This window comes from Dactylosporangium sp. NPDC051484, assembly GCF_040689395.1.
Taxonomy (GTDB): domain Bacteria; phylum Actinomycetota; class Actinomycetes; order Mycobacteriales; family Micromonosporaceae; genus Dactylosporangium.
Map to the genome: position 1 here is coordinate 1 of NZ_JBFAZX010000041.1, position 25,835 is coordinate 25,835.

The 25,835-nt window shown below is 73.4% G+C and carries 25 protein-coding genes, 1 rRNA gene and 1 pseudogene; 18 read left to right on the plus strand and 9 right to left on the minus strand.

Features of this window, described 5'->3' with window-relative positions; all coding sequences use genetic code 11:
• From rrf to AB0367_RS35340, 3 genes are all read left to right on the plus strand, one after another.
• Window positions 1–98 (plus strand): 5S ribosomal RNA (rrf, locus tag AB0367_RS35330); the annotation flags it as partial.
• A gap of 1,793 nt (window positions 99–1,891) precedes the next feature.
• A complete protein-coding gene (locus AB0367_RS35335; protein ID WP_366230908.1) occupies window positions 1,892–2,956 on the plus strand; it encodes a tetratricopeptide repeat protein in 1,065 nt (354 codons plus the stop codon).
• Window positions 2,953–3,963, plus strand: coding sequence for an HAD-IIA family hydrolase (locus tag AB0367_RS35340; protein WP_366230865.1), 1,011 nt, complete (start codon window positions 2,953–2,955; stop codon window positions 3,961–3,963). The genes AB0367_RS35335 and AB0367_RS35340 overlap by 4 nt, the downstream gene beginning before the upstream one ends.
• Before the next feature lie 44 nt (window positions 3,964–4,007).
• Here AB0367_RS35340 and AB0367_RS35345 read toward each other — a convergent pair whose 3' ends face one another.
• Entirely contained in the window at window positions 4,008–4,346 is a 339-nt protein-coding gene (locus tag AB0367_RS35345) for an SCP2 sterol-binding domain-containing protein (protein ID WP_366230867.1), read from the minus strand.
• A gap of 109 nt (window positions 4,347–4,455) precedes the next feature.
• On the opposite strand from AB0367_RS35345, the gene AB0367_RS35350 reads away from it, so the two are divergent.
• The 6 genes from AB0367_RS35350 to AB0367_RS35375 all read left to right on the plus strand — a co-directional run bounded on the left by AB0367_RS35350 (window position 4,456) and on the right by AB0367_RS35375 (window position 9,613).
• On the plus strand, window positions 4,456–5,097 hold the full coding sequence (locus AB0367_RS35350) for a hypothetical protein (RefSeq protein WP_366230869.1): 642 nt from the start codon (window positions 4,456–4,458) through the stop codon (window positions 5,095–5,097).
• Window positions 5,094–5,324: a hypothetical protein gene (locus tag AB0367_RS35355; RefSeq protein ID WP_366230870.1), complete on the plus strand. Its 231-nt coding sequence runs from the start codon at window positions 5,094–5,096 to the stop codon at window positions 5,322–5,324. Before AB0367_RS35350 ends, AB0367_RS35355 begins: the two co-directional genes overlap by 4 nt.
• Window positions 5,325–5,346: 22 nt before the next feature.
• Window positions 5,347–6,144: a TlyA family RNA methyltransferase gene (locus AB0367_RS35360; RefSeq protein WP_366230871.1), complete on the plus strand. Its 798-nt coding sequence runs from the start codon at window positions 5,347–5,349 to the stop codon at window positions 6,142–6,144.
• Window positions 6,141–7,034: an NAD kinase gene (locus AB0367_RS35365; RefSeq protein WP_366230872.1), complete on the plus strand. Its 894-nt coding sequence runs from the start codon at window positions 6,141–6,143 to the stop codon at window positions 7,032–7,034. Before AB0367_RS35360 ends, AB0367_RS35365 begins: the two co-directional genes overlap by 4 nt.
• A 38-nt stretch (window positions 7,035–7,072) precedes the next feature.
• Entirely contained in the window at window positions 7,073–8,824 is a 1,752-nt protein-coding gene (gene recN, locus AB0367_RS35370) for a DNA repair protein RecN (RefSeq protein ID WP_366230873.1), read from the plus strand.
• A 156-nt stretch (window positions 8,825–8,980) separates the two neighbouring features.
• Window positions 8,981–9,613 (plus strand): DedA family protein, encoded by a 633-nt coding sequence (locus tag AB0367_RS35375; protein ID WP_366230909.1) that lies wholly within the window; start codon window positions 8,981–8,983, stop codon window positions 9,611–9,613.
• Here the strand turns inward: AB0367_RS35375 and AB0367_RS35380 are convergent.
• Window positions 9,542–9,883: pseudogene (locus AB0367_RS35380) on the minus strand (PASTA domain-containing protein); the annotation flags it as partial. The gene AB0367_RS35375 and the pseudogene AB0367_RS35380 overlap by 72 nt on opposite strands.
• Window positions 9,884–9,898: 15 nt before the next feature.
• Between AB0367_RS35380 and steA the strand changes: the two are divergent.
• Genes steA through AB0367_RS35410 form a run of 6 tightly spaced genes read left to right on the plus strand, consistent with a single transcriptional unit; the run spans window position 9,899 to window position 17,680 of the window.
• Window positions 9,899–11,071 carry a putative cytokinetic ring protein SteA gene (gene steA, locus AB0367_RS35385; RefSeq protein ID WP_366230875.1) on the plus strand — a complete coding sequence of 391 codons (1,173 nt, stop codon included), beginning with the start codon at window positions 9,899–9,901 and terminating at the stop codon, window positions 11,069–11,071.
• A 16-nt stretch (window positions 11,072–11,087) separates the two neighbouring features.
• Window positions 11,088–12,035, plus strand: coding sequence for a copper transporter (locus AB0367_RS35390; RefSeq protein WP_366230876.1), 948 nt, complete (start codon window positions 11,088–11,090; stop codon window positions 12,033–12,035).
• Between the two features lie 16 nt (window positions 12,036–12,051).
• Window positions 12,052–12,873 (plus strand): hypothetical protein, encoded by an 822-nt coding sequence (locus tag AB0367_RS35395; RefSeq protein ID WP_366230910.1) that lies wholly within the window; start codon window positions 12,052–12,054, stop codon window positions 12,871–12,873.
• Window positions 12,870–14,456 carry a lipid II flippase MurJ gene (locus AB0367_RS35400; protein WP_366230877.1) on the plus strand — a complete coding sequence of 529 codons (1,587 nt, stop codon included), beginning with the start codon at window positions 12,870–12,872 and terminating at the stop codon, window positions 14,454–14,456. Before AB0367_RS35395 ends, AB0367_RS35400 begins: the two co-directional genes overlap by 4 nt.
• Entirely contained in the window at window positions 14,457–15,551 is a 1,095-nt protein-coding gene (locus AB0367_RS35405) for a glycosyltransferase family 4 protein (RefSeq protein WP_366230878.1), read from the plus strand. It abuts the gene before it with no gap.
• Window positions 15,551–17,680 (plus strand): hypothetical protein, encoded by a 2,130-nt coding sequence (locus AB0367_RS35410; RefSeq protein WP_366230879.1) that lies wholly within the window; start codon window positions 15,551–15,553, stop codon window positions 17,678–17,680. The genes AB0367_RS35405 and AB0367_RS35410 overlap by 1 nt, the downstream gene beginning before the upstream one ends.
• 127 nt (window positions 17,681–17,807) lie before the next feature.
• On the opposite strand, the gene AB0367_RS35415 is transcribed toward AB0367_RS35410, so the two are convergent.
• The 4 genes from AB0367_RS35415 to arfB form a co-directional block, all read right to left on the minus strand.
• A complete protein-coding gene (locus tag AB0367_RS35415) occupies window positions 17,808–18,395 on the minus strand; it encodes an NUDIX hydrolase (protein ID WP_366230880.1) in 588 nt (195 codons plus the stop codon).
• A complete protein-coding gene (locus AB0367_RS35420) occupies window positions 18,392–20,098 on the minus strand; it encodes a CTP synthase (protein ID WP_366230881.1) in 1,707 nt (568 codons plus the stop codon). Before AB0367_RS35420 ends, AB0367_RS35415 begins: the two co-directional genes overlap by 4 nt.
• A gap of 148 nt (window positions 20,099–20,246) precedes the next feature.
• Window positions 20,247–20,891 carry an epimerase gene (locus AB0367_RS35425; RefSeq protein WP_366230882.1) on the minus strand — a complete coding sequence of 215 codons (645 nt, stop codon included), beginning with the start codon at window positions 20,889–20,891 and terminating at the stop codon, window positions 20,247–20,249.
• 34 nt (window positions 20,892–20,925) lie between these two features.
• Window positions 20,926–21,351 carry an alternative ribosome rescue aminoacyl-tRNA hydrolase ArfB gene (gene arfB / locus AB0367_RS35430; RefSeq protein WP_366230883.1) on the minus strand — a complete coding sequence of 142 codons (426 nt, stop codon included), beginning with the start codon at window positions 21,349–21,351 and terminating at the stop codon, window positions 20,926–20,928.
• 115 nt (window positions 21,352–21,466) lie between these two features.
• On the opposite strand from arfB, the gene AB0367_RS35435 reads away from it, so the two are divergent.
• Window positions 21,467–21,874: an ATP-binding protein gene (locus AB0367_RS35435; RefSeq protein WP_366230884.1), complete on the plus strand. Its 408-nt coding sequence runs from the start codon at window positions 21,467–21,469 to the stop codon at window positions 21,872–21,874.
• Here the strand turns inward: AB0367_RS35435 and AB0367_RS35440 are convergent.
• Together AB0367_RS35440 and AB0367_RS35445 are read right to left on the minus strand one after the other, a co-directional pair.
• Window positions 21,871–22,242 (minus strand): YchJ family metal-binding protein, encoded by a 372-nt coding sequence (locus AB0367_RS35440; protein ID WP_366230885.1) that lies wholly within the window; start codon window positions 22,240–22,242, stop codon window positions 21,871–21,873. The genes AB0367_RS35435 and AB0367_RS35440 overlap by 4 nt on opposite strands.
• A gap of 122 nt (window positions 22,243–22,364) precedes the next feature.
• On the minus strand, window positions 22,365–23,075 hold the full coding sequence (locus tag AB0367_RS35445) for an RICIN domain-containing protein (RefSeq protein WP_366230886.1): 711 nt from the start codon (window positions 23,073–23,075) through the stop codon (window positions 22,365–22,367).
• A 156-nt stretch (window positions 23,076–23,231) separates the two neighbouring features.
• Between AB0367_RS35445 and ald the strand changes: the two genes are divergently transcribed.
• Window positions 23,232–24,347 carry an alanine dehydrogenase gene (gene ald / locus AB0367_RS35450; RefSeq protein ID WP_366230887.1) on the plus strand — a complete coding sequence of 372 codons (1,116 nt, stop codon included), beginning with the start codon at window positions 23,232–23,234 and terminating at the stop codon, window positions 24,345–24,347.
• A gap of 6 nt (window positions 24,348–24,353) precedes the next feature.
• Complete coding sequence (locus AB0367_RS35455) at window positions 24,354–25,319, plus strand: site-specific tyrosine recombinase XerD (protein ID WP_366230888.1); 966 nt, start codon at window positions 24,354–24,356, stop codon at window positions 25,317–25,319.
• 105 nt (window positions 25,320–25,424) lie between these two features.
• Here AB0367_RS35455 and AB0367_RS35460 read toward each other — a convergent pair whose 3' ends face one another.
• Window positions 25,425–25,682 carry a hypothetical protein gene (locus AB0367_RS35460; RefSeq protein ID WP_366230889.1) on the minus strand — a complete coding sequence of 86 codons (258 nt, stop codon included), beginning with the start codon at window positions 25,680–25,682 and terminating at the stop codon, window positions 25,425–25,427.
• Window positions 25,683–25,835 lie beyond the last annotated feature (153 nt).

Consider the following 25,835-nt stretch of genomic DNA (forward strand, 5'->3'; position numbering starts at 1 on the left):
GGGAAACGCCCGGTCCCATTCCGAACCCGGAAGCTAAGCCCTCCAGCGCCGATGGTACTGCACCCGAGAGAGTGTGGGAGAGTAGGACGCCGCCGGACAAATTTTCGATCGAGGGCCGCCCATCTGGGCGGCCCTCGACTCGTTTCACCGGGTCGAGCGCAGGTGGCGCACCCCGGTCGGGAAGGATGAAGTCGTGAACGCAACGCCACACGACGGCAAGGGCCAGGACGGCAACGGCAACGGCGGCCCGCGGCGGCCGCACAGGGACACCGGGCCGGCTCGCGGTCGCGACGCCCGTGGCCGCGATGATCGCGGTCGCGACGATCGCCCCAGGGGCGGATTCCGCGACGGTGGCGCTCCGCGGGGTGATTCGCGGGGCGATCGGCCTGAGCGCGGCGGGGCAGGCGGCTACCGGGGTGGTTTCTCGGGTGGACCGCAGGACCGTGACAGTGGCTTCCGTGAGCGCAGTGGCGGCTTCCGTGACCGCGACGGTGGGCCGCGTGGGGACCGTCCGTCCGGCTTCCGTGACCGCGACGGTGGGCCGCGTGGGGACCGTCCGTCCGGCTTCCGTGACCGCGACGGCGGGCCGCGTGGGGACCGTCCGTCCGGTGGGTTCCGTGACCGTGACGGCGGCAGCCGTGGCGAGCGTCCGTCCGGTTTCCGTGACCGTGATGGCGGGTCCCGTGGCGACCGTCCGTCCGGTGGGTTCCGTGACCGCGACGGCGGGCCGCGTGGGGACCGTCCGTCCGGTGGGTTCCGTGACCGTGATGGCGGGCCGCGTGGGGACCGTCCGTCCGGTGGGTTCCGTGACCGTGACGGCGGCAGCCGTGGGGACCGTCCGTCCGGCTTCCGTGACCGCGACGGCGGGCCGCGTGGGGACCGTCCGTCCGGTGGGTTCCGTGACCGTGACGGCGGCAGCCGTGGCGAGCGTCCGTCCGGCTTCCGTGACCGCGACGGCGGGTCCCGTGGCGAGCGTCCGTCCGGCTTCCGTGACCGCGACGGCGGGCCGCGTGGGGACCGTCCGTCCGGAGGGTTCCGTGACCGTGACGGCGGCAGCCGTGGCGAGCGTCCGTCCGGCTTCCGTGACCGTGATGGCGGGTCCCGTGGCGAGCGTCCGTCCGGCTTCCGTGACCGCGACGGTGGGTCCCGCGGTGAGCGGCCCGGCGGTGGGTTCCGTGACCGTGACGGTGGCAGCCGCGGTGAGCGTCCGTCCGGGTTCCGTGACCGTGACGGTGGGCCGCGTGGGGACCGTCCGTCCGGAGGGTTCCGTGACCGTGACGGTGGCAGCCGTGGTGAGCGTCCGTCCGGCTTCCGGGAGCGTGATGGCGGGCCGCGTGGGGACCGTCCGTCCGGGTTCCGGGACCGTGACGAGCGGCCGTATCGGGACCGTGACGGCGGGCCCCGTGGTGAGCGGGCCGGCGGTGGGTTCCGGGACCGCGATGGCGGGTCCCGTGGTGAGCGTCCGTCGTCGGGTTTCCGTGACCGTGACGGCGGCAGCCGTGGCGAGCGTCCGTCCGGTTTCCGGGACCGTGACGGCGGGTCCCGTGGTGAGCGTCCGTCCGGCTTCCGCGACCGCGACGGCGGGCCGCGCGGCGAGCGTCCGTCCGGCTTCCGGGACCGCGACGGCGGGAATCGGCCCGGGTCTCGGGACCGTGACGGGGACAAGCGCCCTGGTGGGTTCCGGGACCGGGATTCCGGCGGGCGCGACGGCGGGTTCCAGCGCGGCGAGGGGCTGCGGCGCACCGACGCCGGCGGGTACCGGCCGCGGACGAGTGACCCCGGGTTCGTCAGCAGCGAGGAAACGGGCGAGGAGACGGTTAGCCGGGTTGCCGATCCCGTGCTCGCGGACGACATCGAGGCATCGGAACTCGACCGGGAGGTCCGGGCGGAGCTGAGCTCGCTCGCGCGGCCCGTGGCCGAGGAGGTCGCTCGTCGGATCGTCGCGGCGGGGCAGCTGATCGACGACGACCCCGAGCTCGCGCTTGCGCATGCGCTCGTGGCGCGTCGGAAGGCGTCCCGGATCGCGGTGGTGCGCGAGGCGGCGGGTCTCACGGCGTACCACGCCGGGGAGTGGCAGACGGCGCTTGGAGAGCTGCGGACGTACCACCGGATGAGCGGGCGGCAGACGCACATCGCGGTCATCGCGGACTGCGAGCGGGGGCTCGGTCGGCCGGAGAAGGCGATCGACCTGTTCCGGACCGCGGACCGTGAGCGGCTGTCGGCCGAGGAGATCGTGGAGTTGCTCATCGTCGCCGCGGGTGCCCGCGGGGACATGGGGCAGCACGACGCGGCCGTCGCGATGCTGCAGGTGCGGGAGCTCACGTCGGCGCCGGAGGCACCCTGGGCCGCGCGGCTGCGGTACGCGTACGCCGATGCGCTGCTGCGTGCCGGGCGGCGGGAAGAGGCGCGGGAGTGGTTCGCCCGGGCCTCGGACCTGGACGAGGACCTACGCACCGACGCGGCGGAGCGGCTGCTGGAGCTCGACGGGATCACGCTCGACGGGGACACGGACGAGTCCGACGAGCAGGACGGCGACGAGCCGGCCGCCCAGGCGGCGGACGACGAGGACGATGACGACCGCGACGACGAAGACGACGATGACGACCGCGACGACGAAGACGACGATGAGGACGACGACGTAGACGACGAGGACGATGACCGCGACGACTACGACGACGAAGACGACGAAGAGCAAGACGACTACGACGACGAAGATGACTACGACGACGAGGACGAGGACGACCTCGACGACGATGAGGACGACGACGTAGACGGGGACGCCGACGTCCACGACGCCGACCGTGAGGACGGCGAGGACGGGACGGGCCGGGGAACCGATCCGGATGTGGCCGTGGGCGACGACGACCGGGACGGGGACCACGGCGATACTGAGCCGGTGACCACACGGGACAATGCGAAGCCGGCCGGCGGCCGCGACAGGACGGATAGGGCGTGAGCGCGGCCGGGCCGGAGGAGGACGGCGGCGATCTGGTCGGCCACTACGACCTGGTGATCTTCGATCTTGACGGGGTGTTGTACCTCGTCGATCAGGTCATCCCGGGGGCTGTAGAGGCGTGCGCGAGGCTGCGCGAGCGGGGGATCCCCAGCGCGTACGCCACGAACAACGCCTCGCGGCTGCCCGGCGACGTGGCCGCGCTGCTCACGCGGATCGGCATCCCCGCAGAGCCGCGCGAGGTCGTCACGTCGGCGCACGCGACCGCGCTGCTGATGGCGGAGCGGTTCCCGGCCGGGACGCCGGTGTTCGTGCTCGGGGCGCCGGCGCTGCGCGAGGAGGTCGTCGCGGCGGGGCTGACGCCGGTGACCGAGGCGGAGCAGGCGCGGGTCGTCGTGCAGGGGTACGGGCCGGAGGTGCGCATGCGTGAGCTCGGCGACGCCGCCGTGGCGATCCGCGGCGGCGCGGCCTGGATCGCGACCAACGCCGACAAGACGTTGCCGTCGCCGCGTGGGCCGCTGCCGGGCAACGGGTCGCTGGTCGTGGCGCTCGCCACGGCGCTGGGACGGCAGCCGGACACGATCGTCGGCAAGCCGGACCCGGCGCTGTTCCTGGAGGCGGCGCGGGAGCGGGGCGCGCAGCGGCCGATCGTCGTGGGGGACCGGCTCGACACGGACATCGAGGGCGCGTACCGGGCCGGGATGGACAGCCTGCTCGTGCTGACCGGGGTGTCCGACGCCGCCGAGCTGCTCGCGGCGCCGGTCGAGCGTCGGCCGACGTTCGTGGCGGAGGACCTGGGCGGGCTTTTCGAGGCGGCTCAGGCCGTACCGCGGCAGGGGCAATGGCAGGTCACGGACCGTGACGGACAGTGGGAGCTCGCGGGCGACGGACGCCCGGTCGACGCCCTGACGGCCCTTTGCCAGGTCGCGTGGGCCGCGGGCGAGGTGCGGCCGATCGTCGCGGAGGGCGAGGCCGCGCAGGCCGCGCTGAAGTGGTTGAAGCTGGCCTGAGAGCCATGCGCGGTGCGGCGACATCGTCGCCGCACCGCACCGGTTTACAAGAGCTTGCGGAGCTTCAGCATGTCCAGCATGCCGGCTTCGATCTTGATGCGACCGCTCGTCCAGGCCGACATGACGTGGAGCCCGCCGTTGACCAGGGCGACAAGGTCGTCGCTCGACGAGGTCAGCTTGATCTTGGCTCGTGGGTCGTCGCCGTCCTGAAGGTCGGTGATCTGGCCGTTCTTGAGCCGGCCGTGGAACGCCACTTCGAGGTCGGTGACGCGGCAGGCGAGGGAACGGTCGAAGTCGAGCTTCTCCCGTGCCTCGGTGGCGTTGGCCGAAAGTCGCTCTGCCAGCTTCTGCAGTGCGGCACGACACTCGTCAACCGTTGCCATCGTTTGAATCTCCGTCTTTCTGCGGCTATGTGGAATGTGACGGTACCGTACGGCGCCGAGGCCTGCCCGGTAGCGTGAGGGCGTACACCACTTGGAGGAGAGACGCAACATGGCGCAGGAAGCATGGCGAGCGTATCTGGAACTCGCCTACGGCATGACCGAGGCCACCACGAAGAAGGCGACCAAGACGGTCCGGCGCCTGGTGGGCAAGAGCGGCGCGACGGCCGAGCAGCTGCAGACGATGGCCGAGGACCTGCTCCAGGCCGGCTCGGCGAACCGTGAGGCGCTGACGAAGCTGGTGCGGTACGAGCTGGATCGGGCGCTCGGTGCGGTCGGCCTGGCGACCGCGGACGAGGTCGCGGCGCTCACCTCCCGCGTGCACGAGCTCGAGGCGCAGCTGAAGGAGGCGACCGTGAAGGCGGTCGCGCCGCCGCACGAGCCCGCGCCGCCGGTGGGTGCTGAGGCGATCGAGGAGGCCCCGCAGGAGGCCCCGCAGGAGGCGGCGGTGAAGACCGCGCCCGCGAGGAAGGTCGCGAAGAAGGCGGTGGCTCCGGCGGCACCGGCCGAGGCGGCCGCTCCGGTCAAGGCGGCGGCTCCGGCCAAGGCGACCGCGGCACGGCGGGCGCCGGCGAGGAAGGCCCCGGCGAAGGCCGCCACCAAGACCGTCGCGGCGGCCTCTGAGGCCGGGCCGGCCTCGGACAAGCTGCCCGTGAAGAAGGCCACGCGGACGCCCCGTAAGACCGCGTCATGACGACCCCGGTTCCCGGTCCCGTGCCTGGTGGGGGGCCACGTCCGGGGCCGGTGCCCGGGCCCGCCGCCGCGCCGGGCCCGCCCGGTGCGGCGGTGCTCGGGCGGGTCGAGGCGGCGGTTGCGGCGCTGGGCGAGGTAGCGTCGCTTCCGCTGCGGCAACAGGTCGGGGTGTACACCGACGCGCACCGCACGCTGCAGGAGACGCTGAGCACGATCGAGGAACGCTGAGCATTCAGGGAGCTGCTGGCAGATGGCGCGCCGGAATCGACTCGACGCCGAACTCGTGCGCCGCGGGTTGGCCCGCTCCCGCGAGCAGGCGGCGGCGCTGATCGCCGCGGGCCGCGTGGAGGTGCGGGGAAGCACCGCGGGCAAGGCCGCGGCACAGATCGACCCGGCGGACCCGGTTCGGGTGCTGGAGTCGGCGGTGGACGAGTACGTGTCGCGGGGCGGGCACAAGCTGGCGGGGGCGCTGGACGCGTTCGGCGCGCTGCCGGTCGCGGGGCGCCGCTGCCTCGACGCGGGTGCCTCGACGGGCGGGTTCACCGACGTGCTGCTGCGCCGGGGCGCGGCTTCGGTCGCGGCGGTCGACGTGGGGTATGGGCAGATCGCCTGGTCACTGCGGACGGACCCGCGGGTGCAGGTCATCGAGCGCACGAATGTGCGCATGCTGACGCCCGAGCAGATCGGCGGCGCGTGCGAGCTGACCGTGGCGGATCTGTCGTTCATCTCGCTGCGGCTGGTGCTGCCCGCGCTGGCGGCCTGCACGACCCCCGGCGGCGACCTCGTGCCGATGGTGAAGCCGCAGTTCGAGGTGGGGCGCGAGGCGCTCGGCGACCGCGGGGTGGTGCGCTCGCCGCAGCTGCGCGCCGCGGCGGTGCTCGACGTCGCCGCGGCGGCCGCGGAGCTCGGCCTGGGCGTGGCCGGCGTGGCGCGCAGCCCGCTGCCGGGGCCGCAAGGGAACGTGGAATTCTTCCTGTGGCTGCGGCGCGACGCCCCTGCGGTGGATCCGGCCGCGGTGGACGACGTGGTGGAGGGGGTTGTGGCGTGAGCGTTCGTGAGGCGCTGCTCGTCACGCACACGGGCAAGGCCAGCAACAACGACCATGCTCGCACGGTCGCGGCGGACCTGCTCGACAACGGTTTCACGGTGCGGGTCCTCGCCGACGAGGCCGCGCAGCTGGACATCCCGCGGGCGGTGCCGGTCCGCGGTGAGGCGGCCGCGCAGGGGGTCGAGATCGTGTTCGCCCTCGGCGGCGACGGCACGCTGCTGCGCGCCGCCGAGCTGGCCCGGCCGGCGAAGGCCCCGCTGCTGGGCATCAACCTCGGCAAGGTCGGCTTCCTCGCCGAGGCCGAGATCGGCGACGTCGACAAGGCGGTCCGCGAGGTCGTCGAGGGCACGTACACGGTCGACGAACGGCTCACGGTCGACGTCACCGCCGAGCACGACGGGCGGCTGGTCGGCAGCTCGTGGGCGCTCAACGAGGCCACCGTGGAGAAGGGCGCCCGGGAGAAGATGCTGGAGCTGCTCGTCGAGGTCGACGGGCGGCCGCTGTCGCGGTACGGGTGCGACGGCGTGGTGTGCGCCACGCCGACGGGATCGACGGCCTACGCCTTCTCGGCCGGTGGGCCGGTCGTGTGGCCGGAGCTGGAGGCCCTGCTGCTGGTGCCGATCTCGGCGCACGCGCTGTTCAGCCGGCCCCTGGTGATCGCGCCGACGTCGACCATCACGATCAACGTCGAGCCGCTCACCAGCTTCGCGCTGCTGTCGTGCGACGGCCGGCGGGTCATGGACCTCGCCCCGGGGTCCACGGTGACGGTACGCCGGGGATCACTTCCGGTCCGCGTCGTCCGCCTGCGTGAGCGCCCGTTCACCGATCGTCTCGTGGCGAAATTCGGTCTCCCGGTCGAGGGGTGGCGGCACAACAAACGGCATGGCTGAGTGGAGAACTGGCACACCCCGCAGCTAGTGTTCCTCACGTGCTGGAGGAACTCCGCATTACCGGACTGGGCGTGATCGAAGACGCCACCCTGCCCTTGGGCCCGGGCCTGACCGTCATCACGGGCGAGACCGGCGCGGGCAAGACCATGGTCGTGACGAGCCTCAATCTGCTGTTCGGCGGGCGCGCCGACGCGGGCAGGGTGCGCGCCGACCCGGGGCGCGCCACCGTCGACGGCCGGTTGACGCTGCCCAGGCACGTGCGGGCCGCCGTGGAGAGCCGCATCGCGGACGCGGGCGCCGAGGTCGACGACGACGGCACGCTGCTGATGAGCCGCACGCTGACCGCCGAGGGCCGCTCCCGCGGCCACGTCGGCGGGCGCACGGTCCCGGTCTCGCTGCTGTCGGAGGTCGGCGAGCGGGTGTTCGCACTGCACGGCCAGTCCGACCAGCTGCGCCTGCTGCGCCCGGCCGAGCAGCGCGCCGCGCTCGACCGCTATGCCGGGCCCGAGCACGAGAAGCTCCTCGGCCAGTTCGCCGAGCTTTACGCGCGCTGGCGGGGCGTCGAGGACGACCTCGCCGACCGGCGCGCCAACGCCCGCCAGCGCACCCAGGAGGCCGACCTGCTGCGGCTCGGCCTCGACGAGATCAGCCGTGTCGACCCGCAGCCCGGCGAGGACGAGCTGCTGCGCGAGGAGGCCCAGCGCCTCGAGCACGTCGAGGGCCTGCGCTCGGCCGCGCAGCTGGCACACGTGGCACTGGCCGGCACCGGCGAGGGCGACGACGTGGCCGACGTGCTCAGCCTGATCGCGACCGCCCGGCGCACCCTTGAGGCGCAGTCCGGCGTCGACCGGGTCCTCGGCGAGCTCGCCGCGCGCCTCGACGAGGTCGCCACGCTCGCCGGCGACGTGTCCACCGAGCTGGGCACCTATCTCGCCTCGCTCGACGCCGACCCGGGCCGGCTGCAGGAGGTGTATGAGCGGCGGGCCGCGCTGCGGGCGCTCACCCGCAAATACGCCGAGGACGTCGACGGCGTCGTCGCCTGGGCGGAGCACGCCCGCACCCGCCTCGCCGAGCTCGACACGTCCGACGAGCTGCTGGAGGAGATCGACCGGGAGCGCAGGCGGCTGCACGGCGAGGTCGCCGAGCTCGCGGTCACCCTGTCCGCGGCCCGGCACGAGGCCGCCGGGCGGTTCGCCGCCGACGTGACCGTCGAGCTCGCGGGGCTGGCGATGCCGCACGCGCGGATCGAGGTCGTCGTCGTGCCGAAGCCGGCCGGGAGCGGGCCGAGCATCCCGACGCCGTCCGGCGCGGACAGCGGTGTCGGGCCTGACGGGGCCGACGACATCGAGATCCGGCTGCTGCCGCACCCGGGGGCGCCGGCACAGCCGCTGCAGAAGGGCGCCTCGGGCGGCGAGCTGTCGCGGGTCATGCTCGCGATCGAGGTCGTGTTCGCCGGGGTCGGCGGGCCGCCGACGCTCGTGTTCGACGAGGTCGACTCCGGGGTCGGCGGGACCGCGGCGGTGGAGATCGGCAAGCGGCTGGCCCGGCTCGCGCGGGACCACCAGGTGCTCGTGGTGACGCACCTGCCGCAGGTGGCGGCGTTCGCGGACCGGCACCTGGTGGTGGCCAAGGACACCGGCGGCGCCGTGACGACGAGCGGCGTGCGGGTGGTGGAGCACACGGAGCGGGCCCGGGAGCTGGCCCGGATGCTGGCCGGCCTGCCGGACTCTGACCTCGGGATCGCGCACGCGGAGGAGCTGTTGTCGGTGGCGGATCGGGAGAAGGCTTAGTCCCCTCCAGGCGGCCGCCGGCTGCTTCGTTGCGGGTGGCCTCGTTGTCACTGAGCGTTTGCGTGTTCGTCGTACGTTTCGACTGTGGTGGATGCGGTTGCGGGGTCGCCGTGGGTGCTGCTCGTGGTATTCCTTGTGGCCGGGCTCGATGCGATCGTGCCGCTCTCGCCGAGTGAGTCCACGTTGATCGCGGTCTCCGTGCTGGCCGGGGCCACCGGGGAGCCGCACATCGCGCTCGTCATCCTGGCCGCCGCGTCGGGGGCGTTCGCCGGCGACGTGGTGTCGTATCGGATCGGGGTGCGGGCCGGGGCCGGGGTGCTGCGCCGCCTGCGGGGGAAGTCGCGCGGGCTGGCCGCGTACGAGTGGGCGCGGCGGACGCTGCACAGCCGCGGGGGACAGGTGCTGGTGTTCGCGCGGTACCTGCCCGGCGGTCGGTCCGCGTCCGCGCTGGCCGCCGGGGTTGTCGGCTACCCGGCGGTGCGCTTTCAGGCCTGGACGGCGCTCGGGGTGAGCGTCTGGGCGTCGATGGCCGGGCTCATCGGGTACACGTGCGGGCTCTCCTTCGGGGGTAGCCCCTGGAAGGCGCTGCTGGTCGCCTATGCGGGGGCCGGCGCGCTGCTGGTCGCGGCGGAGCTGGTGCGGCGTTTCTCAGCGCCGGCCGACCAGCAGGTTGACTTTCGTGCCGACGGGGGCGACGGTCATGGCCAGGGTGGACTGCTCGAGCACGATCATGTGGCCGGTCGGGCCGATCTCGCGGATCACTCCGAGCTCGAGTCCGGCGGCGCGTAGTGCGGCGGTCGCCTCGGCCGGGGTCTGTCCGGCGAGGTTGGGCACGCGGGTCAGGCGGATCGACGATAATGTTTCCATCTGGCGACTCCTCATGATGGACCCCTGCGCTGACGTGAGGCACCGCCGGACGTCGTAAATACGCCTCCGTAGTGTCGGGTAGGCGACATTCAGCGTGGGGTGTCGAGGGTGACCGGCATCACGCCGAAACGTGAAATAGGGCGTTCCACCTGGTCGTGGACATGTCGCACGCGGCTTTCGGCAACGGTCCATGCCAGGATGGTGCTGATGCGACTTCCAACCTTGCGCCGCACCCGGCCCGCCGAGCCGGGTGTCATCGCTGGCGTCGTGCGGCTCGATCGGCGGACGAAGCGCCTGGTGGGGCGGCTGCGGCCGGGGGACGTCGCGGTCATCGACCACATGGACCTCGACCGGGTGGCGGCCGACTCGCTGGCCGCGTCGGGCGTGGCGGCGGTGCTCAACGCCAAGCCGTCGGTGTCCGGGCGGTATCCGAACCTCGGGCCCGAGGGATTGATCAAGGCCGGCGTCCCGCTCGTCGACGACCTGGGCGAGGAGCTGTTCGAGCGGCTGCGCGAGGGCAACTCGGTGCGCATCGAGGGTGACACCGTGTATATCGGCGACGAGGCCGTCGCCAAGGGCGTGCGGCAGGACGCCGACTCGGTCGCCCAGGCGATGGCCGACGCCCGGGAGGGCCTGTCGGTGCAGATGGAGGCGTTCGCCGCCAACACGATGGAGTATCTCAAGCAGGAGCGCGGCCTGCTGCTCGACGGTGTCGGCGTGCCCGAGGTGCAGACCCAGATCGCCGGGCGGCACTGCCTGATCGTGGTGCGCGGGTATGACTACAAGGCCGACATCGACGTGCTGCGGCCCTACATCCGGGAGTACAAGCCGGTCCTCATCGGCGTCGACGGCGGGGCCGACGCGCTGGTCGAGGCGGGGTTCACCCCGGACATGATCATCGGTGACATGGACTCGGTCAGCGACGACGTGCTGCGCTGCGGCGCCGAGATCGTCGTGCACGCCTACCCCGACGGGCGCGCGCCGGGCCTGGCCCGGGTGCAGCGGCTCGGCGTCGAGGCGATCACCTTCCCGGCCGCGGCGACCAGCGAGGACATCGCGATGCTGCTGGCCGACGAGAAGGGCGCGTCCCTCCTGGTGGCGGTCGGCACCCACAACACGCTCATCGAGTTTCTCGACAAGGGTCGCGGCGGCATGGCGTCCACGTTCCTGACCAGGCTCAAGCTCGGCGGCAAGCTCGTCGACGCCAAGGGCGTCAGCAGGCTGTACCGGCAGAGCCTCTCCGGTTCCTCGCTGATCCTGCTGCTCGTCTCGGCGATCGCCGCGATGGCCGCCGCGCTCGCGGTCACCACGATCGGCCGGGCCTATCTCAGCGTCATCGCCGAGTGGTGGGACAACCTGATCTTCACGCTGTTCTCGTAGACGGGCCGCATTTCCTGTGATCAACTTCCGATACCACGTGGTGTCGCTGGCCGCCGTGTTCCTGGCGCTGGCCATCGGCCTCGTCGTCGGGACCGCGGCGGCGAACGGGCCGCTCGCCGAGAACCTCAACGAGCAGGTCAACAAGATCACCGAGGAGAAGCAGCTGCTGCGCGACGACCTCGAGCAGTCCCGGGCGGAGCTGAAGAAGAACGCCGACTTCGCCACCGAGGCCGCGCCGATGCTGCTGAGTAACAAGCTGCCGAACAGGAACGTGCTGCTCATCAGGCTCAACGGCAGCGACAGCAGCGACGTGAACACCGCCACCAACGGCGTGGCCGCCATGCTCGCCACCGCGGGCGCCAAGGTCGTCGGCACCGTCACCGTCAAGGAGAAGTTCACGGCCGTGGCCAGCAACGAGACGTTGCTCCGGCTCGCCGAGACCTCCGCCCCGCCGAGCGTCAGCGGCGCCCTGCCCAGCCAGGCCAACGGCGTGGACACCTCGGCCGCGCTGCTCGCCGCCGTGCTCGTCGGCAAGACCGGCACACCGCAGATCGAGGGCGCGCGCACCGTGCTCAGCCAATACGAGTCGGCCGGGTTCATCGGGCTCGACGGCGACTTCAAGGCGCCTGCGGAGGCGGTCGTGATCGTCGCCGGGGCGCCCGCCGCCGGCAAGGACGCCAAGGACCGCAACGCCGCCGCCCTCACCCTGGCCAGCCGGTTCGACCTGGCCGGGCGCGTCGTCGTGGCCGGGCTGTCGGCCAACGGCCTGGTGTCGTCGGTACGCGGCGACGCCTCCATCGCCCACTCCATCTCCACCGTCGACAACGCCGTCACCGCGTCCGGGCAGCTCGCCGCGGTCATGGCCCTCGTCGAGCGGCTCGGCGGCAAGACCGGCCACTACGGCATCGGCGACGGCGCCAGCAGCCTGCTGCCCAAGGGAGCGAGCGTGACCAGTGGCTCGTAGCCGCGTCCTGAGGTTCATCGGCGGCGCGCTCGCCGGCCCGGTCGGCGGCGCCGTCGCCCGCGCCGCGCTGCGCGCCCTGCGGGACAACCCCGCGCTAGAGCGCACCAACTTCCGCGGGCGCACCGTCTCGCTCGCCGGCGGCCCGGCCCTCGCCCTCGGCGCCACCGCCGGCGCGATCGTGCACCGGCCCGAGCACGCCGCCGCGACCGCGATCGCGGGCCTCGGCGCCGGGGCCGTCGGGCTCTACGACGACCTCGTCGGCACGCGGCCCGAGCACGCGGCCAAGGGCTTCCGCGGGCACCTCGGCGCGCTGCGGCAGGGCCGGGTGACCAGCGGCCTGGTGAAGATCGCGGGGGTCGGCGCCGCCGGGCTCGCCGCGGCCGCGCTGCTGCCCCGCAAGCGCGGGATCGACGTGCTGCTCGGCGCCGGGGTCATCGCCGGCGCGGCGAACCTGTTCAACCTGCTCGACCTGCGTCCCGGCCGGGCCCTGAAGGCCGGGCTCGCGGCCGGCACGCCGCTGGGGGCGTCCGGCCCGCTCGGCGCGGCCGGCGCGCTGCTGCCGGCCGACCTCGACGAGCAGATCATGCTCGGCGACGCCGGGGCCAACGCGCTCGGCGCGCTGCTCGGCACCGCCTACACGGCCCGGACCGGCACGTTCGGGCGGCTCGCGGCCCTGGCCGGGATCGTCGCGCTGACCGCGGCGAGCGAGAAGGTGAGTTTCACCCGGGTCATCGAGGGCAACCCGGTGCTCAACGCGGTCGACCAGTGGGGACGGCGTCAGCACGACTCGGATCAATCGAAGACGTCCGACGAGCCCACCCCGTATCCGCGCGGGTGACGGGAAGCCGGATCTTCGGCGCGGCGGCACTCGTCGCGGGGCTCACCATTCTGAGCCGGATCGCCGGATTTGCCCGCATCATGGTGTTCAGCGCGACGGTCGGCTCCACCGGCCTCGGCAACGCCTACCAGACGGCGAACACCGTTCCCAACATCATCTTCGAGCTCGTCGCCGGTGGGGCCCTGGCCAGCCTCGTTGTGCCGCTGCTGGCCGGCAAGGACCGCGAGACCGTCGGGCGGACCGTGGGCGCGCTGCTCACCTGGATCGTCCTGCTGCTCACGCCGATCGCCGTGCTGGTCGCAATGCTCGCCCACCCGCTCGTCGAGCTGCTCGCGAGCGGGCAGAATCCGCAGGTCATCGACGCCGGAGCAGCCATGCTGCGGGTGTTCGCGCCGCAACTGCCGCTGTACGGGGTGGGGATCGTGCTGGCGGGGGCGCTGCAGACGTACCGCCGCTTCGCCTGGCCGGTCATCGCGCCGCTGCTGTCGAGCCTCACGGTGATGGGCGTCTACATCGCGTTCGGCGTGCTGGCCGGGCGCGGGGCCGCGCTCGGCGGCATCTCCGACGGTCACCTGCTGGTGCTCTCCGGCGGCACGACGCTCGCGGTCGCGGTCCTCTCGCTGTGCCTGATCGTGCCCGTGAGCCGCCTCCGGCTGCACGTGCGGCCCACGACCAGCCTCGACGTCGGCGCGATCGCCAAGCTCAAGCCCCTCGCGATCGCCGGGATCGTCACCGTCGGCACCCAGCAGCTGGTGCTCGGGCTCGCCACCCGGCTGGTCAGCTACGGCCCCGACGAGGGCGTCATCGTCGTCTACGGCCTCGCCCAGACGATGTTCCTGCTGCCCTGGGCGGTGCTCGCGGTGCCGGTGGCCACCACGGCCTATCCGGCGCTGGCCGAGCACGGCCACGCCGGCGACCGGGCCGGGTTCGCCGCCGTGCTCGCGCCCGCGGTGCGCGCGGTCGTGCTGCTGAGCTGCCTCGGCGCGGCCGGGCTGATCGTGCTCGCCCGGCCGATCGCGGTGCTGCTGGCCGCCGCCTCCTCGCACCCGCCGGCGATCGGGCCGCTCGCCGCCGGGATCGCCTGGTTCGCCCCCGGCCTGCTCGGCTACGGCCTGTTCGCGCTGCTGTCCCGGGCCCTGTACGCCGGCGGCAACGCCTACCCGGCCGCGATCGCCACCGCGATCGGCTGGGCGGCCGCCGCGGTCGCCGCGGTGGCCCTGGCCGTAGCGCTGCCCGTCGCCGATCGGGTGGCCGCCGTCGCCGCGGCGAACTCGGCGGGCATGCTGGTGCTGGGGGCGGCACTGCTGGTCGCGGTGCGGCGCCGGGCCGGGTCCGAGGCGCTGGCCGGCGCCTGGCGCACCACATCCATCTCGGTCGTGTCCGCCGCGGCGGCCGTCGGCGCCGGGCTGCTCGTGCGGGCACATCTGCCAACCCCGGGTGTGGGCTGGGCCCTCACGCAGGGCATGCTGTGCGGAGTCGTGGTGGTGGCGGTGTTCCTCGCCGGAGCGGCGGTCGCGGACCGGCGGACCCTGCGGCGATTGATCGGAGGCAGGCTGATCCGAAGACGACGAAGGGACGGGTAGGTGAGCGCCCGCATCGCGTTGGTCCTGGCGTCGAGCACGGGCGGCATCGGTCGGCACGTCGGCATGCTCGCCCAGGGTCTGGTCGCCCGCGGCCACGAGGTCAGCGTGCACGGGCCGGCGGCGACCGAGGAGCAGTTCGGCTTCGCGGCGCGCGGCGCGCGGTTCGTGCCGGTGGAGATCCCGGCCAGCCCGCAGCCGGGCGACGTGCTCGCGGTGCGCGCCCTGCGCCGCTCGGTGCGCGGCGCCGACGTGATCCACGCGCACAGCCTGCGCGCCGGGCTCGTCGCCGCGCTCGCCCGCCCGGCCGGCACCCCGCTCGTCGTCACCTGGCACAACCTCGTGCTCGCCACCGGCCTGCGGGCCAAGCTCTACCACCCCCTCGAGCAGCGTGTCGCCCGCGCCGCCGACGTCACCCTCGCCGTCTCCGGCGACCTCGTGGCCCGCGCCCGCGACCTCGGCGCCCGCGACGTGCGCCTGGCCAAGGTGCCCGCGCCGGCGCCGCGGCCCGTGGCCCGAGGCCGCGACCAGGTCCGTGAGGAGCTCGGCCTGGAGCCGGAGCAGCCGCTGGTGCTCGCCGTGGGCCGCCTGCACCCGCAGAAGGGCTTCGAGACGCTCGTGTCCGCCGCCGCGCGCTGGCACGACCGCGTGCCCGAGCCGTTCGTCGCGATCGCCGGCAGCGGGCCGTCGTACATGTCGCTCGCCCAGCGCATCTCCGTCGAGCAGGCCCCGGTGCACCTGCTGGGCAACCGCGACGACGTGCCCGACCTGCTCGCCGCGGCCGACCTCGTCGTGGCGACCAGCGTCTGGGAGGGCCAGCCGCTGTTCATCCAGGAGACGCTGGCCGCGGGTGTACCGCTGGTGTCCACCGCCGTCGGCGGCGTCCCCGAACTCGTCGGCCCGGCCGCGCGGCTCGTCGCGCCGCACGACGTCGACGCTGTGCACGACGCGGTGCTCGACCTGCTCGACGACCCGGCGGCCCGCGCGGAGCTCGGCCGGCTCGGGCTCGCGCAGGCCGCCGGCTGGCCGACCGAAGAGGACACCATCGAGCAGGCCGAGGCGGTGTACGCACAACTGCGCGCCCGCGAGGAGGGCTGATGCGGCACTGGCTGCATCGGTTCACCCCCGCCCTGCTGGCGCTGCTCGCCGGGCTCCTCGGGCTCGTCGCGCTGGTTCCGCAACCGGCCGCGCCGCCCGCCGCGCCTACCGCCGACTACGTGCTGATCGTCGGCGTCGCCGGGATGCGCTGGGACGACATCACCGCCACCGACACCCCGGCCATGTGGCAGATGGCCCAGGACGGCGCGATCGGGGCGCTGTCGGTGCGCTCCGCGCGGCGCATCACCTGCGCTGGCGATGGCTGGCTGACCCTCGGGTCGGGCAACTTCGCGATCTACACACCCGGTGCGGTGACGCCGACGTGCCCCCAGCTGAGCGTGCCGATCCACGTGGACAACTCGGGCGCCTCGCTGCCCGACCAGAGCGACATCGTCGCGCGCAACCGCGGCCTGCACTGGGGCGCCCGGCCCGGCGCGCTCGCTGAGGGCGTGCGGTGCACCACCGCGATCGGGCCGGGCGCGGCGCTGGCCGCCGCCCGCCCGTACGGCCGCGTCGACCGCTACTCCGCGAACCTCAACGACGGCCTGCTCTCCGCCTGCGCGCTGACGCTGATCGACCTCGGCCAGATCGCCGGCGACGACCCGGTGACCCGCGCCGCGGGCGCCCGCCGCGCCGACGCCGCGCTCGCCTCGATCCTCGCAGCCCGGCCCGAGCGCTCGGTCGTCGTGCTCGCCGGCCTGTCCGACCTCGACGCCACCAGCCGGCTGCACGTGGCGATCGCGCAGGGCCCCGGGTTCACCGGCGGCTGGCTCACCTCGCCGTCGACCTCGCGGCACGGGTATGTGCAGGTCGTCGACCTCGCCCCGACCGCGCTCGCGGCGCTGGACCGGCCGGTGCCCGGCAAGCTCTTCTCCGGCGGTGCCGCCTCCACCAGCGACAGCGGCCGCCCGTCCGACGTCGCCGCGGCCATCAGCCGGCTCGCCGACGCCGACCGTGAGGCCAGCGTCCAGCGCCGGGTCGGCACGAACTTCCTCACCACCCTCGTCCTCGCCGAGCTCCTGCTGTTCGTCGCCGTCGTGCCGTTGCTGCGGCGGGCCCGGCGCCCGGCCGGACCGCTGACCCACCGGCCCGTGCCGCGCCCGATCGTGCGCGCCGCCGAGGTGCTGCTCATCTCCGCCTCCCTCGCCGTGCCGGCGGCGCTCGTCGCCGACCTGCTGCCGTGGTGGCGCTGGGCGCGGCCCGGCCTCGGCTTCGGCGGCGTGACCCTCGCCGTGCTCGCCGTCGCCACCTTCGCGATCGCGTTCGTCACCGCCCGCAGCCGGGCCATCGCCCCGCTCGGCGGCGTCGCCGCGATCGCCGCCCTCGCGGTCGCCTTCGACGTGCTCACCGGCTCGCGGCTGCAGCTCAACGGCGTCGCCGGGTACTCCGCCGTGCTCGGCGGCCGCTACGCCGGCGTGGGCGTCATCGGCCTCGGCCTGCTCGTCGCCGGCGCGCTGCTCGGCGGCGCGGCCTTGGCCCAGCGCTTCGAGCGGCGCTGGCGCCCGTTCGTCATGGCCCTCATCGGCGCGGTCGGGATGGTGGTGATCGGCAGCCCGTACCTCGGCGCCGACGCCTCCGGCGCGGTCGCGCTCACCGCCGGCGTGTGCGTGGCCGCGGCGATGGCCGTGGGCGGCTGGCTCACCATCACCCGCCTGCTGTGGGCGGCCGCCGCCGCGCTGTTCGTCACCGCGGGCTTCGCGGTGCTCGACCTGTTCCGGCCGGAGGAGCAGCGCAGCAGCATCGGGCGGCTGCTGGGGCGCACCCAGGACGGCACGGCCGGGTTCATCGCCCGCCGCATCGGCGAGGCCGACGTGGTCACCACCGTCACCAGCCCGCTGACCGTGCTGGTGCTGGGATCCCTGCTGTACGCCACCTTCGTCCTGCTGCGTGGCTGGGGCGGCCTGCGCCGGCTGTTCGGCGTCTTCCCGCCGGTCCGCGGCGCGCTGTCCGGACTGGTGGTCGCGTGCCTGCTGGCCGGCCTCGTCGAGGGCGTGTCGTTCAACGTGCTCGGCGCCGCCCTGGCCACGGCGCTGCCCCTGGTCGTGCTGTCCTGCCTGCGCGTGCTCGACCACGCTGACGACCGCAGCCAGCCCGCCCCGCGCGTGCCCGAGGCGGCTCTGGAGAGCTAGCCGCTGATCTTGCAGTTGTGGTGCCGCGACACTCCGCAAGTGTCCGTGTTTGTCGGCACCACAACTGCAAGATCGACGCCCAGGGGTGGCGTGCGGGGACACCGCATCGCGGTCCCTGGGCGCGGACTCACGTGGCGTCGGTGGCCGGGCGCAGCGTCGCCCAGTCTCGGGCCCGCGACTGGGCGGCGCCGAGAACACCGATCACACAGGCCGCGTTGGTGATCTCGCCGGACAGGGCCATCGTCACGGCCTGGTCGAGATCGATCCAGTGCAGCTCGAGGTCGGCCTCCTCGTGGGTGCGCTCGTGGCGCTCCTGCTGCGGTACCGGCGCGATGTCCCGGGCCAGGAACAGCCGGATGCGCTCGTTGGAGCAGCCCGGGCTGGGGTGGACCTCGGCCAGCAGGTCCCAGCGGGCGGCGACCAGGTCGGCCTCCTCGGCGAGCTCCCGGGCGGCGGCGTCGACCAGCGACTCGCCCGGCACGTCGATGAGGCCGGCGGGCAGCTCCCACAGGACCTGGCGGACCGCCGGACGGTACTGCCGCACGAGCGCCACCCGTCCGTCCGCGTCCAGCGCCACGACCCCGACGGCGCCGACGTGCACCATGTAGTCGCGGTCGACGACCTCGCCGCCGGGCATCTCGATGGCGTCGGTGACGACGGAGAAGACCCGGTTGCGCAGCCGTTCGGTGTGCGAGCGCACGTCATAGGCCGTCACGCGTCCACCGTCTCCAGCTCGACCGGCAGGCGGTCGGCGGCGTTGTAGGCGACGGCGGCGCCGACGAACGCGGCGAAGAGCGGGTGGGCGCGGGTCGGGCGGCTCTTGAGCTCGGGGTGCGCCTGGGTGGCCACGAAGAACGGGTGCCGCTCGCGGTCGAACTCGACGAACTCGACGAGCCGGCCGTCCGGCGACGTGCCCGAGACGTGCAGGCCGGCACGGGCCATCGCGTCGCGGTAGGCGTTGTTGACCTCGTAGCGGTGGCGGTGTCGCTCGGAGACCTCGGTCTCGCCGTAGGCGTCGGCGGTCAGCGTGCCAGGCACGAGCACGGCCGGGTAGGCGCCCAGCCGCATCGTGCCACCCAGGTCGCCCTTGCCCGCGACGATGTCCTCCTGGTCGGCCATCGTGGCGATGACCGGGTCCGAGGCGTGGGCGTCGAACTCGACCGAGTTGGCCCCGGCGACGCCGCCGACGTGGCGCAGCACCTCGATCGTCATGCACTGCAGGCCCAGGCACAGGCCGAGGGTCGGGATGCCGCGCTCGCGGGTGTACTGCGCCGCGCCGATCTTGCCCTCGATGCCCCGCACGCCGAAGCCGCCCGGGATCACCACACCGTCGACGCCCGCGAGGGCCTGCGCGGCACCGGCCGGGGTCGTACACGCGTCGCTGGGCACCCAGCGGATCTCGACCCGGGCCCGGTGCGCGAAGCCGGCGGCGCGCACGGCCTCGGTGACCGACAGGTAGGCGTCGGGCAGGTCGACGTACTTGCCGACGATCGCGACCGTGACCTTCTGCCGCGGGTGGTGCACTCGCTCGAGCAGGTCGTCCCACTTCTTCCACGCGACGTCGCGGAACGACAGGCCCAGGCGGCGCACCACGTAGGCGTCCAGGCCCTCCTCGTGCAGCACCCGCGGGATGTCGTAGATGGACGGGGCGTCGGGCGCGGACACGACGGCCTCGGCGTCGACGTCGCAGTACAACGCCAGCTTGTTCTTGGTCTTGTCGGGGATCTCCCGGTCCGAGCGGCAGACCAGCGCGTCGGGCTGGATGCCGATGCTGCGCAGCGCGGCCACCGAGTGCTGGGTCGGCTTCGTCTTGAGCTCGCCGCTGGGCGCCAGGTAGGGCACCAGCGACACGTGCAGGAAGAAGCAGTTGTCCCGGCCGATGTCGTGGCGCACCTGGCGGATCGCCTCCAGGAACGGCAGCGACTCGATGTCGCCGACCGTGCCGCCGACCTCGGTGATGACCACGTCGGGCGCCACGCCGTCGGCGTCGGGGGCGGACATCGCCCGGATCCGGGCCTTGATCTCGTTGGTGACGTGCGGGATCACCTGGACCGTGTCGCCGAGATACTCCCCGCGCCGCTCCTTGGCGATCACCGCCGAGTAGATCTGGCCGGTCGTCACGTTGGCGTTGCGCGACAGGTCCTGGTCGAGGAACCGCTCATAGTGGCCGATGTCGAGGTCGGTCTCGGCGCCGTCTTCGGTGACGAACACCTCACCGTGCTGGAACGGGTTCATCGTTCCAGGGTCGACGTTGAGGTAGGGGTCGAGCTTCTGCATGACGACCCGCAGCCCGCGGGCGCTGAGCAGGCTGCCCAGACTCGAGCCCGTCAGGCCCTTGCCGAGTGAGGAGGCAACGCCCCCGGTGACGAAGATGTGCTTAGCCTGCCGGCTGACACCGGTCCGTGCTGATGAGGACAAAGCCTGCTCCCGTGGGGTTCGTCACGCTGCCGAGTCAGCGATCCACGGGAGTCCAGCCTAACAGCAGGTAAACGGCGGTGCAGAAGACACACCTTGGGTCACACGCGTCACACACCCCGTCGGTGCCCGCCATTAGGGCCGAGCCCGGCTAGGCCGCAGCGATGTCGCGGGAGGCCCACACGCGCCGGTCGGGCCGGTCGCGGGCGACCTTCAGCATGGCCCGGCCCAGCTGCGAGGTGCTCGTCGCGATGCCCGGGGCGAAGCGGACCAGCAGCGATGACAGCGGGCTGAGCGCGGTGTACATCACGTTGTAGAGCCGGACCTTCGAGCGGGCGCCGTGCTCGGGCATGATGAAGCCGGGGCGGAACGCGTACGCCCGCAGGTCCAGCGCGGCGACGTCGTCCTCGGTCCGGGCCTTGACGCGGGCCCACATCTGGCGGCCGTCGGTGTCGGTGCCGGCCCCCGAGACGTAGACGAAGACCATGCCGGGGCGCTGTTCGGCCATCCGCCGGGCGGCGGCGAGCGTGTAGTCGTAGGTGATGCGGCGGTAGTCGGCCTCGCTCATGCCGACCGAGCTCACGCCGAGGCAGAAGAAGCAGGCGTCGTATCCCGCGAAGTCCACGCCCGCGAAGTCGGTGAAGTCGCCGTGACGGACCTCGCGCAACTTCGGATGCGTCACGCCCGTCGGCGCGCGGGTCACGACCAGGACCTCGTCGACGTCGGCGGCCAGCAGGCACTCGCGTAGCGCGCCCTGACCGACCATGCCGGTCGCCCCGAACAGGATCACCTTCATGCTCACCATGATGCCCGGATCGCCGAAATCGCGGCTAATCGCTGGGGCGGCGGCGTTCCTGCTTGCGCAGGGCGGTGCGGCGTTTGTCCGTCAAGCGGCGCTCCACGGCCCCCTTCGACGGTTTCGTCCGTTTCCGCGGTCTCGGTGGCGCGGCGATCGCGGCCGCGATCGCCGCGGCCAGCCGCTCCTCGGCGGCCCGGCGGTTCTGCAGCTGCGAGCGGTGCTCCGAGGCCACGATCGACAGCACACCGTCGACCAGCCGGCCGGCCAGGCGCTGCAGAGCCCGGGCCTTCAGCGGCTCGGGCAGCGCGGCGGTCGCGGCCACGTCGAAGCGCAGCTCGACCCGCGAGTCGGTGGTGTTGACGGACTGGCCGCCGGGGCCGCCGGAGCGGCTGAAGCGCCACGTCAGCTCCGCACGCGGCAACGCGATGTCGTCCGTCACCCGCAGGTCGTCATCCATCCGCCTAGCATGCGGGTCGCGGAATGCAATTTGCACCTCACGGGTGACTTGACGTCGGCTCGCCTCCCGCTGGAGGTACTCTCACCGAGGCGAGACGCAGCGGAAAGGTGACACCGTGGCTGAAGCCGTTCAGACGACGGCGCTGCTGGTCGAGCAGTTCGGCGTCGCCCAGATCACCCCGATCCGCCACGCCGTGAGCCGTGGCGCCTCGGCCGCCGGGCTGAGCGGGTCGCGGCTGGAGGACTTCGTCCTCGCCGTGAACGAGATCGTCACCAACGCCGTGCGGCACGCGGGCGGCGGGGGCCTGGTGCGGCTGTGGGTGGCCGGCGGCGTCCTGGTGTGCGAGGTCACCGACCATGGCGCGGGCATACCGGCCGAGCGGCTCAACGGGCAGGCACCGCCGCCCAGCTACTCCATCAGCGGGCGCGGGCTGTGGCTGGCCCGGCACCTGGTCGACGAGGTCGAGGTGAGCACCGGCGAGGCCGGCACCATCGTGCGGCTGAGCAGCGCGGTGCCGGATTAGGAGACCTCGTCGAGGTAGCGCCAGGCGCCGCCGACCTTCACGAAGCGGCTGCGGTCGTGCATCCTGCCCGGGCGGCCTTCGGCGACGTATCGGGCGCGAAACTCCACGACCCCCTCGGTGTCGAACAGGCCGCCGCCCTCGCGGTCCAGGATCGTCAGCCCCTGCCAGTTCTGGTCCTCCTCAAGGGTGAGCGCCCGGGGCCGGGTCGTCTCGTGCCAGGTGCGCAGCAGGAACTGCCGGTCGCCCACCACGTACGCCGTGTAGCGCGCCCGCATGAGCAGCTCGGCGCTCGGCGGCTCGGCGCCGCGGTGGTACTTGCCGCAGCAATCGTCGTACGGTTCGCCGAGTCCACACGGGCAGGTGTTCATGCCGAGCATTGTTCCCGACGCGCCCGCGGTGGCACCCCGCGGCCCTTGGCCGGTGGCCCGCCTGGTCCGCTCCGGCCGCCGTCCTGCTCAGGGCCTGACGCCGGCGGCGCGGCGCGCTAGCCTTACAGCTGCTGGAACTGCCAGCGCTGGTTGGTCGAGCCGTCGCAGTCCCACTGCCGGGCCACGGCGCCGGGCGCCGGGTTGCCGGCGTCGATGCCGATGCAGCGGCCACTGTTGAGGCTCACGAGGCGGTATCCGTCGCCGTCGCGGACCGGCCGCCACAGCTGGTTGGGCCCGCCGTGGCAGTCCCAGATGACGAGCTGCGGTCCGTTGTCCTTCGACCCGCCGTCGACGTCCAGGCAGCGGTTGTCGGCGGCGTTGATGAACTCGAACGTGTCCCGGCTGCCGTTCATCGCCTGAGGTACCCACAGCATGGTCCGGTTGTTGCCGTCGCAGGGCTGCTGGGAGGCGTTGCTGCCGTTGCCCGGGTTGGCCTGCAGGCACAGGCCGGAGTGGTCGGGGCGCATCAGGGTCGGCCGCGCGGCCAGCAGCGCCTTCGGCGGGGTCGGTGACGGGGCAGCGGGCGACGACGGGGGTGGCTCCGAGGACGGCGCGGCCGACGGGGCCGGCTGCGACGCGGCGTCGCTGTGCGGCTCGGCCTGCTCGCCGGCGCTGGTGTCGTGCGGCGAGTCCGACATGAAGGCCCGCACGCCGAAGCCGATGCCGACGATCAGCGCCAGCACCAGGAAGCCGAACGCGGCCAGCAGCACCTTGTCGGGCTTCGGCGCCGGCGGCTTGGGTGGTACTGGCCGGGGCCCGCCATAGACGGTCATGGCCGCACAGCATAGATCAGCCGTTCGGGCGACACTGTGTCAATCCGTCCGCGTAGGAGTTCACACTGTGCAGCCCGCACGCGCTGCTCACGGGCCATAAACTCCCGCTTGTACACACAGCGTAACGGTGCGCTGAGTGGAGGAGGGGTCGCAAACGTGAAGGTCGCAATTCCGCGCGAGGTCAAGAACCACGAGTACCGCGTGGCGATCACACCCGCCGGCGTCCACGAACTCGTCGAGAACGGGCACGAGGTCTTCGTCGAGACCGGTGCCGGCGAGGGTTCGTCGATCACCGACCAGGAGTACCGGGAGGCCGGCGCCGGCATCCTGCCGACCGCCGACGACACCTGGGCCGAGGGCGACCTGGTGCTGAAGGTCAAGGAGCCCGTCGCCGAGGAGTACGACCGCATGCGCTCCGGGCAGGTCCTCTTCACCTACCTGCACCTGGCCGCGTCACGCGACTGCACCCAGGCGCTCGTCGACCGCAAGGTCACCGGCATCGCCTACGAGACCGTGGAACTGCCCGACCGGTCGCTGCCGCTGCTCGCCCCGATGTCCGAGGTCGCCGGCCGGCTGGCCCCGCAGGTGGGCGCGTACCACCTGATGCGCGCCGGCGGCGGGCGCGGCGTGCTGCTGGGCGGCGTTCCCGGCGTGTACGCGGCGAAGGTCGTCGTCATCGGCGCCGGCGTCTCCGGGCTCAACGCGGCCGCGATCGCGCTGGGCATGCAGGGCGAGGTGCTGCTCCTGGACAAGAACATCTCCCGGCTGCGCGGCGCGGACGCCATCTACCAGGGGCACCTGCAGACGGTCGCGTCCAACGGTTACGAGATCGAGAAGGCCGTGCTCGACGCCGACCTGGTCATCGGCGCCGTGCTGGTGCCGGGTGCGAAGGCGCCGAAGCTGATCAGCAACGACCTGGTCAAGCGCATGAAGCCGGGCAGCGTGCTGGTCGACATCTCCATCGACCAGGGCGGCTGCTTCGAGGACTCGCACCCGACCACGCACGACGAGCCGACCTACCGGGTGCACGACTCGATCTTCTACTGCGTGGCGAACATGCCCGGCGCCGTGCCGCATACCAGCACGTACGCGCTGACCAACGTGACCCTGCCCTACGCGCTGGAACTGGCCAACCGCGGCTGGCACGACGCCCTGCGCCGCGACCCGGCGCTCGCGCTCGGGCTCAACACGCACGACGGCCACGTCACCTACGGCCCGGTCGCGGACGCGCACGGGATGAACCCCATTGCCCTGCAAGACGTCCTGGCATAGAACTCCATGGTGGACGTCGACGGCGGGAACCCGACTGTGCAGCTGAGCCGTGTCGTCGACGCCTACCTGGACCACCTGACCGTCGAGCGCGCGCTCGCGGCGAACACGCTCGCGTCGTACCGCCGTGATCTCGAACGCTACGTCGAGTGGCTGGCCGGGGCCGGGATCGGCCGCCTGTCCGACGTGGCCGCGCGCGACATCGCCGGCCATGTCGCGGCGCTGCGCACGGCCGACGGCGACAGCCCGCCGCTGTCGGCCTCCTCGGCCGCCCGTGCCGCCAGTGCCGTGCGCGGCCTGCACCGCTTCGCGCTGCTGGAGGGGCTGGCGCCGGACGACCCCTCGCGCGAGGTGAAGCCGCCGTCGCTGCCCAAGCGGCTGCCCAAGGCGCTCGACGTCGACCAGGTGTCGCGGCTGCTCGCGGTGCCGCCGCAGGCCGCCGGGCCGCTGGACCTGCGCGACGCGGCGCTGCTGGAGTTCCTCTACGGCACCGGCGCCCGCATCTCCGAGGCGGTCGGCATCGCCGTCGACGCCCTCGACCTCGACGCCCGGCCCGGCATGGCCGTGCTGCGCGGCAAGGGCGGCAAGACCCGGCTGGTGCCGATGGGCAACTACGCGCGCACGTCGCTGGACGCGTACCTGGTCCGCGGCCGCCCGTCGCTTTCCGCCAACGGCACCGGCGTGCCCAACGTGTTCCTCAACGCACGCGGGGGCGCGCTGTCGCGGCAGAGCGCCTGGACGATCCTGCGCAAGGCCGCGCACCGGGCCGGCCTGCCGGTCGACGGGCCGGCCGGCGTCTCGCCGCACACGCTGCGGCACTCCTTCGCCACGCACCTGCTCGACGGCGGCGCCGACATCCGGGTCGTGCAGGAGTTGCTCGGGCACGCCTCGGTGACCACGACGCAGGTGTACACCCTGGTCACGGTCGACCGGCTGCGCGAGGTCTACGCGACGGCGCACCCGCGCGCACGCTGACCCGCGATGGCTGGATGCGGGAGACCTATCGGGTGCGGCGCGTCGCCCGTGGTGCCGGGTACCCGTGCCGGGTGGCCGGGCGGGCGACGCGCCGCCGGGCGCGGGCTACTTGTGGCGGTTGTACATGCGTGGGGCCTTGGGGCTGCCACCCTTGCCGACGCCGCCGCGGCCGCCGCGGCCGCCCGAACCCGGGGGCAGCGAGCGATTGGCCTGGGCGCGGCGCAGGGCCTCGAGCGGATTGGCCGGCGCGCTCTCCTCGACGGCCTCCGCGGCCGTGCTCTCGGCCTCGGGGGTCCTGTCCGAGGCGTGCGCGGCATGCTCGGCGGCGTGCGCGGATTCGTCTGAATGGTTTACGGCAGGCATGGGAGCGTCTCCTTCGCGGGACGTGCTGACCGCAGCCAACAGGCTGCTGGACAGGCTGCAAACGACTGGCGGTAGACGGACAGGCTGCTGCCGCGCGGGAGGCGAAGCGGGAAGTGATAAACCCACAACGGGGGCCGGCCTGCTGCGCCGGAT